Source organism: Catellatospora vulcania (assembly GCF_009720385.1).
GTDB lineage: Bacteria > Actinomycetota > Actinomycetes > Mycobacteriales > Micromonosporaceae > Catellatospora > Catellatospora vulcania.
The window spans coordinates 11,453-27,501 of sequence record NZ_ML769307.1 but is presented as its reverse complement, the minus strand read 5'-3'; the positions used below and the strand labels follow the sequence as shown (position 1 = coordinate 27,501).

Annotated in this window: 12 protein-coding genes and 1 pseudogene; 9 read left to right on the top strand and 4 right to left on the bottom strand. The window is 73.0% G+C overall.

Annotated features, from left to right (window positions below):
* Nucleotides 1-617 precede the first annotated feature (617 nt).
* Complete coding sequence (locus F6W97_RS41250; RefSeq protein ID WP_196279154.1) at nt 618-3,341, top strand: helix-turn-helix transcriptional regulator; 2,724 nt, start codon at nt 618-620, stop codon at nt 3,339-3,341.
* Between the two features lie 4 nt (nt 3,342-3,345).
* Here F6W97_RS41250 and F6W97_RS14740 read toward each other — a convergent pair whose 3' ends face one another.
* Nucleotides 3,346-4,095, bottom strand: a complete 750-nt coding sequence (locus F6W97_RS14740) for a thioesterase II family protein (protein ID WP_155370894.1) — start codon at nt 4,093-4,095, stop codon at nt 3,346-3,348.
* Between the two features lie 30 nt (nt 4,096-4,125).
* The gene (locus F6W97_RS14735) at nt 4,126-4,761 is read right to left on the bottom strand and encodes a 4'-phosphopantetheinyl transferase family protein (protein ID WP_155370893.1); all 636 of its coding nucleotides are present in this window, start codon (nt 4,759-4,761) and stop codon (nt 4,126-4,128) included.
* Between the two features lie 124 nt (nt 4,762-4,885).
* Between F6W97_RS14735 and F6W97_RS14730 the strand changes: the two genes are divergently transcribed.
* The 5 genes from F6W97_RS14730 (at nt 4,886) to F6W97_RS14710 (ending at nt 11,220) form a co-directional block, all read left to right on the top strand.
* Entirely contained in the window at nt 4,886-5,743 is an 858-nt protein-coding gene (locus F6W97_RS14730) for a metallophosphoesterase family protein (protein WP_155370892.1), read from the top strand.
* The gene (locus F6W97_RS14725) at nt 5,740-7,092 is read left to right on the top strand and encodes a 3-deoxy-7-phosphoheptulonate synthase class II (protein ID WP_330164972.1); all 1,353 of its coding nucleotides are present in this window, start codon (nt 5,740-5,742) and stop codon (nt 7,090-7,092) included. The genes F6W97_RS14730 and F6W97_RS14725 overlap by 4 nt, the downstream gene beginning before the upstream one ends.
* Nucleotides 7,085-7,885, top strand: coding sequence for a shikimate dehydrogenase family protein (locus tag F6W97_RS14720; protein ID WP_155370890.1), 801 nt, complete (start codon nt 7,085-7,087; stop codon nt 7,883-7,885). Before F6W97_RS14725 ends, F6W97_RS14720 begins: the two co-directional genes overlap by 8 nt.
* Before the next feature lie 127 nt (nt 7,886-8,012).
* Complete coding sequence (locus F6W97_RS14715) at nt 8,013-9,533, top strand: FAD-binding oxidoreductase (RefSeq protein ID WP_196279153.1); 1,521 nt, start codon at nt 8,013-8,015, stop codon at nt 9,531-9,533.
* Between the two features lie 79 nt (nt 9,534-9,612).
* Nucleotides 9,613-11,220 (top strand): NAD(P)/FAD-dependent oxidoreductase, encoded by a 1,608-nt coding sequence (locus tag F6W97_RS14710; RefSeq protein ID WP_155370889.1) that lies wholly within the window; start codon nt 9,613-9,615, stop codon nt 11,218-11,220.
* A gap of 41 nt (nt 11,221-11,261) precedes the next feature.
* Here the strand turns inward: F6W97_RS14710 and F6W97_RS14705 are convergent.
* Nucleotides 11,262-11,627 (bottom strand): annotated as a pseudogene (locus F6W97_RS14705) (winged helix-turn-helix transcriptional regulator); the annotation flags it as partial.
* 117 nt (nt 11,628-11,744) lie between these two features.
* Here F6W97_RS14705 and F6W97_RS14700 point away from each other — a divergent pair.
* The gene (locus tag F6W97_RS14700; RefSeq protein WP_155370887.1) at nt 11,745-13,220 is read left to right on the top strand and encodes an MFS transporter; all 1,476 of its coding nucleotides are present in this window, start codon (nt 11,745-11,747) and stop codon (nt 13,218-13,220) included.
* A gap of 141 nt (nt 13,221-13,361) precedes the next feature.
* Complete coding sequence (locus tag F6W97_RS14695) at nt 13,362-13,709, top strand: hypothetical protein (RefSeq protein ID WP_155370886.1); 348 nt, start codon at nt 13,362-13,364, stop codon at nt 13,707-13,709.
* A 27-nt stretch (nt 13,710-13,736) separates the two neighbouring features.
* Here the strand turns inward: F6W97_RS14695 and F6W97_RS14690 are convergent, their stop codons facing one another.
* The gene (locus F6W97_RS14690; protein ID WP_155370885.1) at nt 13,737-14,681 is read right to left on the bottom strand and encodes an alpha/beta fold hydrolase; all 945 of its coding nucleotides are present in this window, start codon (nt 14,679-14,681) and stop codon (nt 13,737-13,739) included.
* A 186-nt stretch (nt 14,682-14,867) separates the two neighbouring features.
* Between F6W97_RS14690 and F6W97_RS14685 the strand changes: the two genes are divergently transcribed.
* The gene (locus F6W97_RS14685; RefSeq protein WP_155370884.1) at nt 14,868-15,815 is read left to right on the top strand and encodes a helix-turn-helix transcriptional regulator; all 948 of its coding nucleotides are present in this window, start codon (nt 14,868-14,870) and stop codon (nt 15,813-15,815) included.
* Nucleotides 15,816-16,049 lie beyond the last annotated feature (234 nt).

Sequence of the window (16,049 nt, the reverse complement as noted above, 5' to 3'; positions counted from 1 at the left end):
CGGCGTGGTTCAGGCGGGTGCGCCGGTATGCGGGTGCGCCGCTGTCGCGGCGGGCCCGGGCACGGGTCGTGGGATCAGCTCAGACAGGAGCTCGACCACACCCGACCGAAGTCGATGTAGGAGCGCGTCGTCAGCCGCAGCTCTCTGGACATGGCACTAATGAAGCACCGGTCCCGCCGACGCCGTCAACGATCGACGGGCATCTTGTCATCTTGCCCACTTTGGAGGCCGATTTCGTTGACCGAACTCCTACTATCCCTATAGGCTTTATAGATTTCGGTCGCCGCGCGCCCATCGGACGGACAGCGCGAACCCATCTCGCCGCAGCCACCCGGTGTCGCCGCTGCCACGCTTCCGACCTGCCGCAACTCGTTCACAGATCGGCAACACCACATTCAAATTAATTCACGTCGGTCTATGCAACATACCTGACAGAGCGCGCCGCGCTTTGCCGTCGAGGACGAGGCAGAGCGCACTCCGAACCCCTCCCGATGGGCGCGCGATGGGCGGCCGATGGGCGGCGACAACCCCGACCATCGCCGAACGTGTTGCTAGCTTTCCAGGCGGTAGCTGCCCGGCCGGGGGGACCGGGAAGAAAACGCAAGGGGGAACCACCGATGTACCTGGCGGAGAGGGACGATCAACTGTCCGCACTGGACACGCTGGCGGCGCTGGCCGACGCCGGCCGCGGACAGGTGGCCGTGGTCACCGGACCACCGGCCACCGGGCGCACCGCGCTGCTGCAGGCGGCCGCCGAACGGCTCCAGCAACGGATGCTGGTGCTGCACGCCGCCTGCGCACCCGCCGAACGGAGCCTGCCCGGCGGAGTCCTCGGCCAGCTCTGGCACAGCGCTGTGCTGCCCGCCGCACCGCTGCGGCAGGCCACCACGCTGCTCGACCGCATCGCCGCCCAGGCCGCCACCGTCGCCGCGCCCGTCGCCGACCCGCTGCTGCTCCAGCAGCTGCACACGCTCTGCCTGCACCTGCGCGAGATCGCGGGCATTCGCCCCGTGGTGATCGCCGTCGACGACGTACGCCACGCCGACGACGTCTCGCTGGCCTTCCTGCAGCAGCTCGCCCGCCGGCTGCGCACCTACCGCGTGCTGCTGGTGCTGGCCGACCGCGCCGAACCCGACCCGGTCAGCGCCCCCTTCCTCGCCGAACTGCAGGGCCACCTGCCCGTCCACCCGATCCGGGTCGGCCCGCTCAGCCCGCAGGGCGTGGCCCGCCTGCTGCGGCCGCACGTGCCGCCCGCCGACCTGACCCGACGCGCCGCCCAGGTGCACGCCGCCACCGGCGGCAACCCGCTGCTGGTCACCGCCGTGCTCACCGACGTCGACCATCCCGAACCCGCCCTCGCCCGCGCCCTGGCCGACTGCCTGCAACGCGCCGAACCGGCACTGCGGCACATCGCCCAGGCCCGCGCCGTCCTCCACGACCCCGACACCCACCCGCGGGCACTGCTCGACCTGCCCGCCGACGACATCCGCCGCGGGCTGGACACGCTCGAATCAGCCGGGCTCCTGCACGACGGACGCTTCCGGACCGAAGCGGCACGCGCCGCCGTGCTCGCCGACATCCCGCACGAACGCCGCGCCGCCCTGCACACCCGCGCCGCCGAGGCGTTGCAACGGGCCGCCGCCCCGGCCCGGCAGGTCGTCGAGCATCTGCTGCAGGCCGGACGCCCCGCCCGCCCCGAAGCCGTCCCGCTGCTGATCGAAGCCGCCGAACAGGCCCCCGCGGGCAGCCCGGACGCCGCCCGCTGTCTCGAACTCGCCCTGCGCGCCCAGACCGACCCGCACGCCGCCGCCGCGATCCGCGCCCGGCTGTGCCAGGCCGACACCGACACCCACCCCGCCGCCGCGTTGCATCACTTCACCCCGCTGCTGGCCGACCTGCTCGCCGGGCGCCTGAACCACCGCGAAGGCATCCTGCTGACCCGCCGCCTGCTGGCCCACGGCCGCACCGACGAGGCCGGCCGCGCCCTGGCCGCGCTGCGCGCCGCCGCCACCGGTTCGGCAGCACTGCGCGACCTGGAGACCTGGCTCGCCTACACCCACCCCGCCCTGGCGCAACGCCGCGCCGTTCCCACCGGCGAGGACCCGCCCGCGCTGCTCGCCCCCGAGGTCGACCCGTGGCTGCACGCCTGCGCGAGCATCGCCGACGCGCTGCTGCGCGGGCAGCACCACGAGGCCGCCGACCGCGCCCTGCGCCTGCTCGCCGACCTGCACCTGGGCCGGCACACCGGCTGGTCCGACGAAGCGCTGGCCGCCGCGGTCACCGCACTGGTCCGCGCCGACCGTCTGGACACCGCCGCGTCCTGGTGCGCCCGGCTCGCCGACGACGCCACCGACCGGCCCGCACCCTGGCGGGCGGCCGTCGCCGCGGCGTTCGCCGAAGTCAGCCTCGCCCAGGGCGACCTGCCCGCCGCCGCGGCACACGCCACCCGGGCGCTGGCCGAGACACCAGCCAAGGCGTGGGGCGCGGCCGCCGGCCCCGCGCTGGGCACGCTGGTGGTGGCGTACGCCCGGCTCGGCCGCGACGACCAGGCCGCCGCCACCCTCGCCCCGCCGATCCCCGACGGCCTGCTGTCCACCCGGTACGGGCTGCACCACCTCTACGCCCGCGCCGAACACCACCTCGCCACCCGTCACCACCATGCCGCCCTGGCCGACTTCCTCGCCTGCGGCGAGCTGATCCGCGGCTGGGGCCTGGACGTGGCCGAGATCGTGCCGTGGCGCAGCGGCGCCGCAGCGGCCTGGCTGCGGCTGGGCAACCAGGACCAGGCCCGTCGCCTGGCCGGCGGGCAGCTGCACCGGCCCACCGGCAACGGGGCTCGCACCCGCGGCGTCGCGCTGCGGCTGCTGGCCGCCGCCGGACCCGCCGGACGCCGCCCGCCGCTGCTACTGGAGTCGCTGGACCTGCTGGAAAGCTGCGGTGACCGCTTCGAGCAGGCCCGCACCCTGGCCGACCTGGCCGAGGCATACCACCTGGTCAACGAGGACCGCCGGGCCCGGATGGTGTTCCGGCGGGCGCTGCACCTGGCCCGCTCCTGCGCCGCCGACCCGCTGCACCGCGAGCTGGTCGCGGTCGGCAGCGAGCTGGGCGTCGGCGGCGACGACGACGGCGACCGCGACGGCGCGGCCCGCCTGACCGGTTCGGAGCACCGGGTCGCGGCCCTGGCCGCGATCGGCTACACCAACCGGGAGATCGCCCTGAAGCTGTACATCACCTCGAGCACCGTCGAGCAGCACCTGACCCGCGTCTACCGCAAGCTCAACGTCAAGCACCGGCGGGAACTGCCCATCGACCTGTCCCGCCGGGGCACCTCGGTCGCCTGAACCGCTACCCGCGCCCGTCCAGGCGGGCATGCACCTCGTCGACCACCGCCTGCGCGTGGTCGACGAGGAAGAAGTGCCCGCCCGGGAAGGTCAGCACCTCGACCGGACCCGTGGTGTGCCGCTGCCAGCCCACGGCCTCCGCCGCCGACGTCAACGGGTCCGCCGACCCGGTGAGCACGGTGACCGGGCAGGTCAGTGAAGCCGCCGGGTCGTGCCGGTACGTCTCGACGGCCTGGTAGTCGCTGCGCACCGACGGCAGCACCAGGCGCGTGACCTCCTCGTTCGCCAGCAGGTCGGCGTGGGTGCCGGCGAGCTCGCGCAGCACCGACAGGATGCGGTTGTCGTCGCCGCGGTGCACGTCCTCGGCCCGGTAGCAGGAGGGCGCGCGGCGGCCCGACGCGAACAGCATCACCGGGTCGGGCCGGCCCGCCGCCCGCAGCCGCAGCGCCACCTCGTATCCCACCACCGCCCCCATGCTGTGCCCGAAGAGTGCCAGCGGGCCGGGCACCGATGCGGCCACGGCCTCGGCGACCCGGTCGGCGAGCACCCCGAGTTCGCTGATCAGCGGCTCGCGGTGCCGGTCCTGGCGGCCCGGATACTGCACCGCGGCCACGGCCACCCCGGGTGCCAGCGCCCGCGACAGCGGGAACCAGAAACTGGCCGCGCCGCCCGCGTGCGGCAGGCACACCAGGGTGACCGCGCCGGGCGCGGCGGGGTGGAACGTGCGGATCCAGTCACCGGTGACGGTGGTCATGCGGTCTCCCTCGAATCGTGGTGCGGGCGGTCAGGCGTGGACGGCCGCCGCGGTGAGGATCAGCCCGCCGGCACGGCGCCACCGGCCGTGCAATCGTGCCAGCCGGCGTCCGGCCACGACCGGTCCCGGCACGAGCAGGTGGGCGGTGAAACCGCCGGCGGGGTCCAGGTCCAGGTGCGCCTCGGTGAAGTCCAGCATGGCGCCGGCCAGCGGGTACCAGGCTTTGAAGACCGATTCCTTGGCGCTGAACAGGATCCGGTCGGCGTGCGGCGGCCCGGCCGCCACGGCCGCTCGTTCGGCGGGCCCGGTCACTGCGGCCAGCACCCCGTCCGGCAGCGGCGCATCGGGCTCGGCGTCGATGCCCAGTGACAGCAGCCCGCCCCGCAGCGCCACCGCCGCGGCCCGGTAACCGGCGCAGTGGGTCAGGCTGCCGATCACGCCCTCCGGCCAGCGCGGCTCCCCGCGCGGCCCGGACGGGATCGCCGCGACCGGTCGGCCCAGCTCGGCCAGGGCCTGCCGGGCCAGGGCGCGGGTGGTGGCGAACTCACGCCGCCGCGACGGCACCGCACGGGCCACCGCCGCCGCCTCCACGGCCGGCAGCACGGCGTCCGCGTCCGCATACGCCTCCGCCACCCGCACACCCTGCGGCAGGATCTGCTCGATCATCGGCTCCGCCCCGTCCCGTTCCGTCCCGGCCCCTCCCACCCTGGCCCGCGGCGCGCGCCGGCGCAGCACGGTTAGGGGTGCCAGTGGGGTGGCCCGGACCCGCCGCCTGTCCCATCATGAGACGGTGACCTCCGCATCCGGCAACGTGTGGGCGGTCAGCGACCTGCACCTGGCGTACGCCGAAAACCGCGCCGTCGCCGACCGCCTGCTCCCGCGCACACCCGCCGACTGGCTCATCGTCGCCGGTGACGTCGCCGAGCACTTCGCCGAGGTGCGCACCGGCCTCGAACGGCTGCGATCCCGGTTCGCGCAGGTGATCTGGGCGCCGGGCAACCACGAGCTGTGGACGCCGCCCGGCGACCCGGTCGGGCTGCGCGGGCAGGAACGCTATGACGCCCTCGTCGACATGTGCCGCTCCCTGGACGTGTACACACCGGAGGATCCATACCTGCGCCATGACGGGCCGGACGGCCCGGTCGTGATCGCACCGCTGTTCGTGCTCTACGACTACACGTTCCGCCCGCCCGGCTGCGCCACCAAGGCCGAGGGCCTGGCCGTGGCCCACCGCACCGGCATCGTCTGCACCGACGAGTACCTGCTGCACCCCGACCCCTACCCGAGCCGCGAGGCGTGGTGCGCCGCCCGCCTCACGCACACCGAAGCGCTGCTGTCCGCCGTGGATCCCGCCGCGCGCACCGTGCTGGTCAACCACTTCCCGCTGGTCCGCGAGCCGACCCGGATCCTGCGCCATCCCGAGTTCGCCCAGTGGTGCGGCACCACCGCCACCGCCGACTGGCACCTGCGCCACCGCGCGCACACCGTCGTCTACGGACACCTGCACATCCCGCGCACCACCCACCACGACGGCGTGCGCTTCGAGGAGGTGTCGGTCGGCTATCCCCGCGAATGGCAGGCCCGGCCCACACCGCCGGGACTGCGCCTGATCCTGCCCGCCGAACCCACGCCCCGGGAGCCGACGTGACGTCCACCCTGCGCCCCGCCGAACCCGGCCCGCTGGCCGCCTACCCCGAACTGGCCGCCGGCGTCGCCGCCGCGCTGGCCGCGCCCGCCGCGCAGCAACCCGACTGGCCCGACCCGGCCCGGCTGGCCGCCGCCCGGCGCACCCTCGCGGGCGCACCGCCGCTGGTGCTGCCCACCGAGGTCGACCGGCTGCGCGAGCGCCTGGCCGCGGTCGCCCGCGGCGAGGCGTTCCTGCTGCAGGGCGGCGACTGCGCGGAGACGTTCACCGACTCCGAGCAGCACCTGCGTGGCAACCTGCGGACGCTGCTGCAGATGGCGGCGGTGCTCACCCGCGCCACCGGCGCACCCGTGGTCACCGTCGGCCGCCTGGCCGGGCAGTACGCCAAGCCCCGGTCCGCGGCGGTCGACGCCCTCGGCCTGCCCTCCTACCGCGGCGACATCGTCAACGGCGAGCCACCCCATCCCGCCACGCGCAACCCCGACCCCGACCGGCTGGTCCGCGCGCTGGCCCACGCCGCCGGCACGCTGAACCTGGTGCGGGCGCTGGGCGCGGACGGGTTCGCCGACCTCGACGGCGGCCACCGTCCCCCGGCCCGGCCGGCCCGCTCAGGCGTCGCCGGGGACCGGCCCGCCGCGGCCGCCAACAGCGCGCACCGCTTCGCCGCCGCCGGGCGCGGGCACCCGACCGAGGTGTACGCCAGCCACGAGGCGCTGCTGCTGGACTACGAGCAGCCGCTGCTGCGCGTCGACCTCGGCGGCGGCAACCCTCGGCTGTACAGCGGCTCCGCGCACCAGCTGTGGATCGGCGAGCGCACCCGTCAGCCCGACGGCGCGCACCTCGCGCTCGCCGAACTGCTGGCCAACCCGATCGGCTTGAAACTCGGCCCGTCCACGACCCCGGACCAGGCCGCCGCGTACGCCGCCCGGCTCGACCCCGACCGGGTCCCCGGCCGGCTCGTGCTGATCAGCCGGATGGGCCGCCACAAGGTGCGCGAGGTGCTGCCCGCCCTCGTCGCACGGGTCGCCGCCGCCGGGCACCGGGTGGTGTGGCAGTGCGACCCGATGCACGGCAACACCCACGAGGCCCCCAGCGGCTACAAGACCCGCCACTTCGACGACATCGCCGACGAGGTCCGCGGTTTCGTCGAGGTGCACCGGGCGCTGGGCACCCACCCCGGCGGGCTGCACCTGGAGTTCACCGGCGACGACGTGACCGAGTGCCTGGGCGGCGCGCAGGGCCTCGCCGACGCCGACCTGTCCGCCCGGTACGAGACCGCCTGCGACCCGCGGCTGAACACCAGCCAGTCCCTCGAACTGGCCGAGCTGGTCGCGGAGCTGCTGCATGCCTGAACCCCCGCCGATCAGCGGCACCACCCGGCTGTACGCGGTGCTCGGCGACCCCATCGCGCAGGTGCAGGCCCCCACCCTGGTCAACGAGCTGTTCCAGGCCGCGGGCCGGGACGCGGCGCTGGTCCCGATGCACGTGACCCCCGAGGGCCTGGCCGAAGCCCTGGCCGGGCTGGCCCGCCTGGCCAATCTGGACGGACTGCTGGTCACCGTCCCGCACAAGGCCGCCGTGGCCCGGCTGGCGAGCGCGGTCAGCCCCACCGTCGCGATCACCGGCACCGCCAACGCGCTGCGCCGCCAACCCGGTGGCGGCTGGTACGCCGCCAACTTCGACGGCGACGGCTTCATCCGCGGCCTGCGCGCCCAGGGCCACGAACCGGCCGGGCGCACGATCGCCCTGATCGGGGCGGGCGGGGCGGGCAGCGCCATCGCGGCCGCCCTGCTCGACGCCGGCGCCGACCGGCTCACCCTCACCGACACGAACCCCGCCCGTGCCCGCGACCTCGCGTCACGCCTGGCCGACAGCCGGCCGGGACGGGTCCACACCACCGTCACCCCCGCGCTCGCCGACGCCGACGTCGCGGTCAACGCGACCCCGCTGGGCATGGCCCCCGGCGACCCGTTGCCCTTCGCCCCGCACGAGCTGCCCCCGGGCGCGCTGGTCGCCGACATCGTCATGCATCCCGCCGACACCCCGCTGCTGCGCGCCGCGGCCGCCCTCGGCCACCGCGTCCACCAGGGCCATCACATGCTGCGCCACCAGCTCGACGCGTACCGCGACTTCTTCGGCTGGTGAGTGCCCGGCGCGCAGGTTAGGGGTGTCGCAGGGGGGCGTCAGGGGTGTCCTATCCCGAATTCGCCGCCTTACGGTCGATCCGGCCCGGCTGCCCCGCAGCCGCCGATCACCCCACGGAGGAATCCCCTTGCCCACCAGACGAACCGTGCTCCGCACCGGCGGCGGTCTCGCCGTGGCCTCGGCGGCGGCCGTCAGCCTGCCCGCCGCGGCGGCGAGCGCCGGCGGCGACGGCTGGCAGACGCTGCGCAGCCGGTTGACCGGGCAGCTGGTGCTGCCCGCCGACGGCGACTACCCGATCGCCAAGCAGAACCAGTTCGCCGAGTTCGACGCCGCGCACCCGCAGGGCGTCGTGTTCGCCGAGAACGCCGACGACGTGCGCGCCTCGATCCGCTTCGCCCGCCGCCGCGGCCTGCCGATCCGCACCCGCAGCGGCGGCCACAACTACCGCGGCTGGTCCACCGGCGACGGCCTGGTCATCGACCTGTCCCGGATCAACCACGCCACCGTCACCGGCGACACCGTGCACCTCGGGCCGGGCGCGCAGTCCATCGACGCCCTGCACGCCCTCGCGCCGACCGGCCGCCAGGTCATCGCGGGCACCTGCCCGACGGTGTGCCCCGGCGGTTTCCTGTCCGGCGGCGGCATCGGCTATCAGACCAAGAAGTTCGGCATCGGCAGCGACCGGCTCGTCTCGGCCCGGATCGTGCTCGCCGACGGCGACGTCGTACGGGTCTCCGCCGACCGGGACCCGGACCTGTTCTGGGCGCTGCGCGGCGGCGGGGGCGGCAACTTCGGCATCGTCGTCGACTTCGAGGTGCGCCCGATCGACGCGCCCCGCCTGGTCTTCTTCAACACCATCTGGACCTGGGCCGCCGCCCAGCAGGTGTTCGCCGCCTGGCAGCAGTGGCACCTGACCAGCCCCCGCGAGCTCGGCTCGGCGGCGATCGTCATGCTGCCCGACGCCGCCCCGGGCAACGAGCCCCTGGTCATCGTCACCGGCGGCTACCACGGCAGGCAGGCCGAACTCGACGCCGAACTCGACCGCCTCGTCACCCTGGCCGGTGCGACGCCCACCAGCCGCAGCGTCGCCGACCTGCCCTACCACCAGGGCATGGTCACCGCGTACGGCTGCGACCAGCTCACCCAGGACCAGTGCCACCGCGAGGGCACCAATCCCGACGCGCTGCTGCACCGCACCGGGCTGCTGCGCGAGGGCTACCGGTTCTTCGACCGCGCGTTCACCCCGGCGGAGCTCACCGCGGTGCTCGCCGCGTGGGACGCCGACCGGGTGCCCGGCCAGCGCCGCTTCCTGCACGCGATGACGCTGGGCGGCAAGGCCAAGCAGCCGGCCCGCGACGCGACCGCCTTCGTGCACCGCGACGCCGAGTTCATCGTCGGCTTCACCACCCAGCTCGACGCGCCGACACCGGAGTCGGTCGCGCAGGCGGAGGCCGTGGTGGCGGCCGGGTCGGCACTGCTCGACCCGATCGGCGCCGGCGCCTACGTCAACTTCCCGGGCAGCCATCTGCCGGACTGGTCGCGCCAGTACTACGGCGCGAACTACGCCCGGCTGCTGCGTGTCAAGCGCCGCTACGACCCGGATGACGTGTTCCGGCATCCGCGCAGCATCGGCAGCCCGTCCGCCTGACCCTCGCCGTGGCACGGGGGCAAGCACACCGAGGAGCGACCGTGTACCCCAATCAGAACCAACATCCGCAGGCGGCGCGATGAGCGCGCCGACGGGACGCGGCACCGCGGTCGTCGTCGGGGCCGGCATCGCCGGCCTCGCGGCGGCCCGGGTGCTCGCCGACCGTTTCGCCGAAGTGATCGTCGTCGACCGCGACGAGTTGCCCGACGACGCCGCGCCCCGGCGCGGCGTGCCGCAGGGCTGGCACTCGCACGTGCTGCTGGTGGCCGGGCAGCGGGCGCTCGGGGACGTGTTCCCCGGGTTGCACGAGGCCCTGGCCGAGCGTGGCGCGGTCGTCTTCGACTCCGCCGCGGACCTGCACCTGTACCGGCTCGGCGCGGCCTGGCAGCCCGTGCACACCGGGCTGCCGTTCGTGTCGGTGTCACGCCCGCTGCTGGAGCACACGATGCGCCGCCAGGTCGCGCAGCTGCCGCAGGTGACGATCCGTGCAGGTGCGGCGGTGTCAGGGCTGATAGGCGCCGACGGCCAGGTCACCGGTGTGGTCCTGGACGGGGCCGAGCACCTGGCCGCCGACCTGGTCGTCGACGCCACCGGCCGGGGCAGCCGCTCCGACCGCTGGCTGTCCGCCCTGGGCTATCCGACGCCCGAGGTGGAGGAGGTCAAGGTCTCGGTCGGCTACGTCAGCCGCTACTACCGGCACACCCCCGGCGACCTGCCGGTGCAGGCCGCGTTCGTGCAGCCCACTCCGCCGAAGGAGAAACGCATCGGCGCGGCCCTGCTCGTCGAGGACGACCGCTGGCTGGTGTCGGTCGGCGGCTGGCACGGCGACTACCCGCCCGCCGACGAGGCCGCGTTCCTCGCCCACGCCGAGAGCCTGCCCGACCCGATCATCGCCGACCTGGTACGCAAGGCCGAGCCGCTGACCGAGCCGGTGCCGTTCCAGTTCCCCGCGAACCGGCGGCGGCTTTTCGAGCAGCTGTCCGACGTGCCCGGCGGCTACCTGGCCATCGGCGACGCGGTCAGCAGCTTCAACCCGCTCTACGGGCAGGGCATGACGGTCGCGGCCCAGCAGGCCAAGGCACTGGGCCAGGTGCTCGACGAGCACGGCCCGGCCGACGCCGACGCGGTCCGCGACTTCTACCGCCGGGCCGCGGGCATCGTCACCGTGCCGTGGCAGGCGGCCGTCGGCGGCGACTTCGACTACCCGGAGACCGGCGGGCAGCGCCCGGCCGCGGCAGCCCTGTTCGGCCGCTACTCCACGAAGGTGCAACTGGCCGCGCAGATCTCCGGCGAGGTACGCAAGGTCGTGCTGGCGGTGCAGCACCTGCTGTCGCCGCCGACCGCGCTGTGGCGGCCGTCGCTGGTCGCCGAGGTCGCACGCGCGTCGGTGCACCCGGAGCCGGGGGCCGTCCCCGAGTTCGGCTACGGCGCGCACGAACGGCCGCTGTGGACGGCCGGTGACCGCGACGCCGAGCGGGCACGTGCCGCCCTGCGCGCGGCGGGCTTCACCGAGTTCACCGACGAGCAGTTCGGTTTCGCGGCCGAGAGCGGCGAGGAGGGCGATCCGGTGCTGGTCGCCTCCCTCGACGGCCGGGCCGGGGACTACCGGGCCGCGCTGGAGGCCGCCGGTTTCGCCGTCACGCCCGACGACACCGATCCCCTGCTGCTGAGCATCACCGCGAGGTGATCGTCATGCGGCCTGGTCGCCGCCTCTTCCGCTGCGGCGGCGGCCAGGTCGTAGGCCATCCGGGCGGCCGCGATGGTCGGCCGGTGGCGATGCGCCCAGTCCATCAGGGTCAGGAAGGACTCGTACAGCTCCCGGGCCGGCTCGGTGACCGTGTAGACGACCTTCGGCGGAACGGTCGGATACACCGTCCGGATCAGCAGGCCGTCCCGTTCCAGGCTGCGCAGGGTCAGCGTGAGCATGCGCCGGCTGATGCCCTCGATGGTGCGCTCCAGCTCGGTGAACCGGACCGGGCCGGCCGCCGCCGCGATGATGATCTGGATGCTCCATTTGCCGCTGATGCGGTCGAGCACCTCACGCACCGGGCATTCGGCGCCGTCGTACACGTCCAGGCGCGGGTCCACAGTCACACCGGTGTTCCTCTGGGACACAGAAGTGCCTCCTTCCCTTGATAAGCCATGGTTACAGATGATGGACCCGGTTACAAGAAGTGTCCCTAGGGGACGACACCGAGAAAGGACCGTCGAGTGTCCACAACCGCCAGCCCGTCGGCGGCGCGACCCGCGTCGGCGATGGCGCTACTCGCCTTCTGCATGCTCATCTTCTCCGTCGACTACAACATCGTCTACGTCGCGCTGCCCGAGATCGGCAAAGAGGTCGGCTTCTCGGCCCAGTCGCTGCAGTGGGTCGTCAGCGCCTACTCCGTCGGCCTCGGCGGCGCTCTCCTGCTCGGCGGCCGCGCCGTGGACCGGCTCGGCGCACGCCGCATGCTCGTGGTCGCCCTGGTCCTGTACTCGGTCGCGTCGCTGGTCGGCGCACTGGCCTGGAACCCCGGCGTGCTCGTCGGCGCGCGTGTCGTGCAGGGCCTGGGCGGCGCGCTGCTGTTCCCGGCGACCCTGTCGCTGATCAGCACCTCGTTCGCCGAGGGGCCCGAACGCAACAAGGCCTTCGCCTGGTGGGGCACCGCGGGCGCGTCCGGCGCGATCGTCGGCGCGATGGTCGGCGGCCTGCTCACCAGCTTCCTCGGCTGGGAGTCGGTGTTCTACGCCAACATCCCGCTCTGCGTGCTGGCCATCGTCGGCGCCTACAAGCTGCTCGCAGCCGACCCGGTGCGCACCGGCGACTCCGGCAGCTTCGACGTGCCCGGCGCGCTGCTGGCCACCGCCGCCTCGACGCTGCTCGTGTTCGGCCTGATCAGCGGCCCCGAGGCCGGCTGGCAGTCCACCCGCACCATCGTCACGCTCGCCGTCGGCGCGGTGCTGCTGCTCGCGTTCTTCCTGTACGAGCGTTTCACCCGCGACCCGCTGGCCCCGCCGCGCCTGTTCGGCATCCGCAGCCTGTCCACCGCGATGGCGATCATCTTCGTGTTCCAGGGCGCCATCAACACCCTGCACTACCTGTTCTTCATCCACCTGCAGAACGTGCTCGACTACACCCCGCTGCAGGCCGGCCTGGCCTTCCTGCCGATGAGCGCGTTCGCCATGCTCGGCTCCAACAAGCTGCTGCCGTTCCTGCTCAGCCGGTTCGGCGTACGCACCGTGCTGTTCCTGGGCATGCTCGGCGTCGGCGCGGCCATGATCGTGCTGGCGGTCACCATGACCACCAACCCGGCGTTCTGGGCGCTGCTGCCCGGCGTGTTCCTGTGGGGCCTGTTCGCGGGCACGCTCTACCCGGCGATGTTCCTCGCCGCCGGCTCCGGCGTGCCGGGAAACGAGCAGGGTGTCGCCTCGGCGCTGGCGCAGACCTCGGCGCAGCTCGGTGGCGCGATGGGCCTGGCCGCGCTGATCGCGGTCGCCAACGCGGGCCTGGACCTGACCGCGGGCGCGGTCAACCCGGTCGGCGACGTGCTCGACGGCCTGCAGACCGCATCGCTGGTCGGCGGCATCGCCGCGGTGCTCGGCGCGTTCCTGGCGTTCCTCATCCCGGCGCCGCCGAAGTCCGGCGACGCCCCGGCATCCGGCCAGACCGCCGCTGAAGAGCCCGAACCGGCAGCCGCGCACTGACCTTCACTGTGGGGTGGTAAGAACGGCCCTCCCGGAACCGGGCACCGGGAGGGCCGTGCCATACCCGAACGAACCAGCGGCGAGCGCCCGCGCCGCACAAACCCACATGCGTTCGCATGAACGTGGGCGGATACTTCTGCGGTGGAGATCGACAACCCCGACCTGACGCGCTACTGGTTCGTCTTCGACCTCACCGATCACCGGCCCCCACCGCTGGGACCAGGCGAGGTCCGCCTCGACGGGGGTACGCGCCTGTATCGGATCCTCGAACGGGGCGCAGGCGTGACCGGCTACGACGAGCAGGACTGCCTTCGTCTTCTGGAGGACTGCGCCGGCGAGCCCCTGCCGCCCCTCCGACGGGCTCTGCGGAACCCGCCCATCGCCCCGAACTGGCGCGGCCCACTGGGCAACCCGGCGTGGCGTGGAGTCTGGTATCCGGTGGCCAACATGAGCGGCCCTGTGATCGGGTCTGCGGGCATACGCCGGTGACCGGGAACCCTCCGGTCCGGAAGCACCCTAGTCGACATCCTGCTGGTCCAGCCACTTCAGAATCGCCTGGTTGGTCTCTTCAGGCTTTTCCTGCTGGATCCAATGACCGCAATCCAGATCGACCACTTCCACATCCGGCACGAACTCGGTCAGTCTCGCAGACTTCGCGACCACGTCCCGGTCGCCATAGATCATGAGGGTGGGCTGTCGGACGACGGGATTCACATCCGCCAGCAAGCGCCAGTTGCGGTCAAGGTTCCGGTACCAGTTCACACTGCCCGTGAACCCTGTCGACTCGAAGGAGGAGACGAGAACGGCCAGTTCGCTGTCGCTCATGACGGGATCACCGAGTGGCGTCTCCGCTCTGGCTAGATCGATCAGCGCCATACCCGGCCGAGGCTCACTGGGGGGCTGGTTCTTCCGGTACAGGTTGCGAAGGAACCGGACGGTGTTCTCTTCGAACACGGCGTCCGCGACGCCTGGCTGCCGATTGAAGTGGACGAAATAGAAGTCGCCGCCAAGCACCTCTTCCATGAACTCGATCCAGGGCTTCTCGCCGCGCTCCTGGTAAGGCAGGCTCAGGTTGATCACTTTGTTCACCCGGGCCGGATGCAGCAGGGCCAGTCCCCAGACGACCATTGCACCCCAGTCATGACCGACGAAGGTGGCGTCCTCGTACCCGTAGTGATCGAGAAGCGCGACGAGGTCACCCGACAGGTGTTCGATGTCGTAGTCTGTCACTTCGGCCGGACGCGATGAGTTGCCGTAACCCCGCTGGTTCGGGACGATGACGTGGTAGCCCGCTGCGGCAAGGGCGGGCACCTGATAGCGCCAAGAAAAGGCATGCTCCGGCCAGCCGTGACAGAGCACAATGGGCTTTCCCGCATTTTGCCGGCCTGCTTCGAAGACTTCAAGTTCCACGCCGTTGACCGGAATAAGGGTGGGCTCGGGAAAAGCGGTGGGATTGAACACTGCGCTTCCTCTCTGTCTTTCGGGGTGATCGGGCGACGAAGGTTCCCGAAGACGGCGTCGGCGCACCCTGACAGGCCGGGGGCCGATGCGGTCGTGGGTAGTGGGCCTCGTCGGTGAGGCCATGTCGCCATCCTGCCGAGCGAAACCGGTCACCCCACGACCGGTTTTGATGGAAGTGTTGCCGGCATGCGAACCGACCGGCTGGTGGCCACCCTCCTCTTGCTGCAACGGCGCGAGCAGGTGACCGCAGCAGAGGTCGCCCGAGAGCTGGAGGTTTCCGAGCGCACCGCCCGCCGCGACCTCGACGCCCTGGCCATGGCCGGCGTGCCCGTGTACTCCATGCAGGGCCGGAGCGGCGGCTGGCGCCTCGTGGGCGGCGCCCGCACCGACCTGTCCGGGTTGACCGCGAGTGAGGCCCGCGCCCTGTTCCTGGTTGCCGGCCAGGCCTCGGCTGCGACACCGGCCGTGAAAGCAGCTCTGCGCAAGCTCGTCCACGCCCTGCCACAGCCCTTCCGGGTGCAGGCCGAGGCAGCAGCGTCGTCGCTGGTCATGGACCCGCAACGATGGGGGTCGAGCCGGGTCGAGCCCCGGCCACCTCGCTTCCTCGACGAACTCCAGGACGCGGTGATCCGCGGCGTCCAGGTGCGGCTCGGCTACGTCGACCGAGAAGGCGCCGAAACCGACAGAACCGTCCACCCGCTGGGCATCGTCGCCAAAGGTCCCTCGTGGTACCTCGTCTCCACCACCGAAGCCGGCCTGCGGACCTTCCGGATAGACCGCGTGTCGGCCGCCGACCCGACCGGCGAGCCCGTGCACCGACCCGAGAATTTCGACCTCGCCGCGAGCTGGCGCGAGATCGCCGACGAGGTCGACCGCAAGCGAACACCCCTCGAGATCCAGGCGGTGTGCGCACCCCACGCGATAGGCCCGCTCCGGATGATGCTCGGCGATCGGCTCGACGTCGGAGGTTCCACGACCGACGGCCGCATCGAGGTCGTGATCCGCGGCCACAGCGAGTACGCGCTCGCCTGCGAGCTCGCCGGGCTGGTCGAATGGCTCGAGGTGACCGGCCCTCCGGGTGTGCGAGACCACCTGGCCTCGATCGGCAACGCGCTCGTCGAGCGATACGGCTGAGACCGGCGCGAACGCTCATCGGCGGGTTCGCCCGCAAGCTCGGCAAGTGCGCTGCCAGGGTGGCGAGAAGATTCTTGCCGCACGGACAGGCCACCTTTCCGAACAGACAGGTCGGCCCCGGGCCGCTGGAACGGCACGCCCCGTGATGCGGCAGTCATCAGCCGCCCTGGTCGCGACCGAGAGTGGATGAGGACGGGGTGCCCACGCCGCGACGCGGGTGCCCCGTCCTCGTGT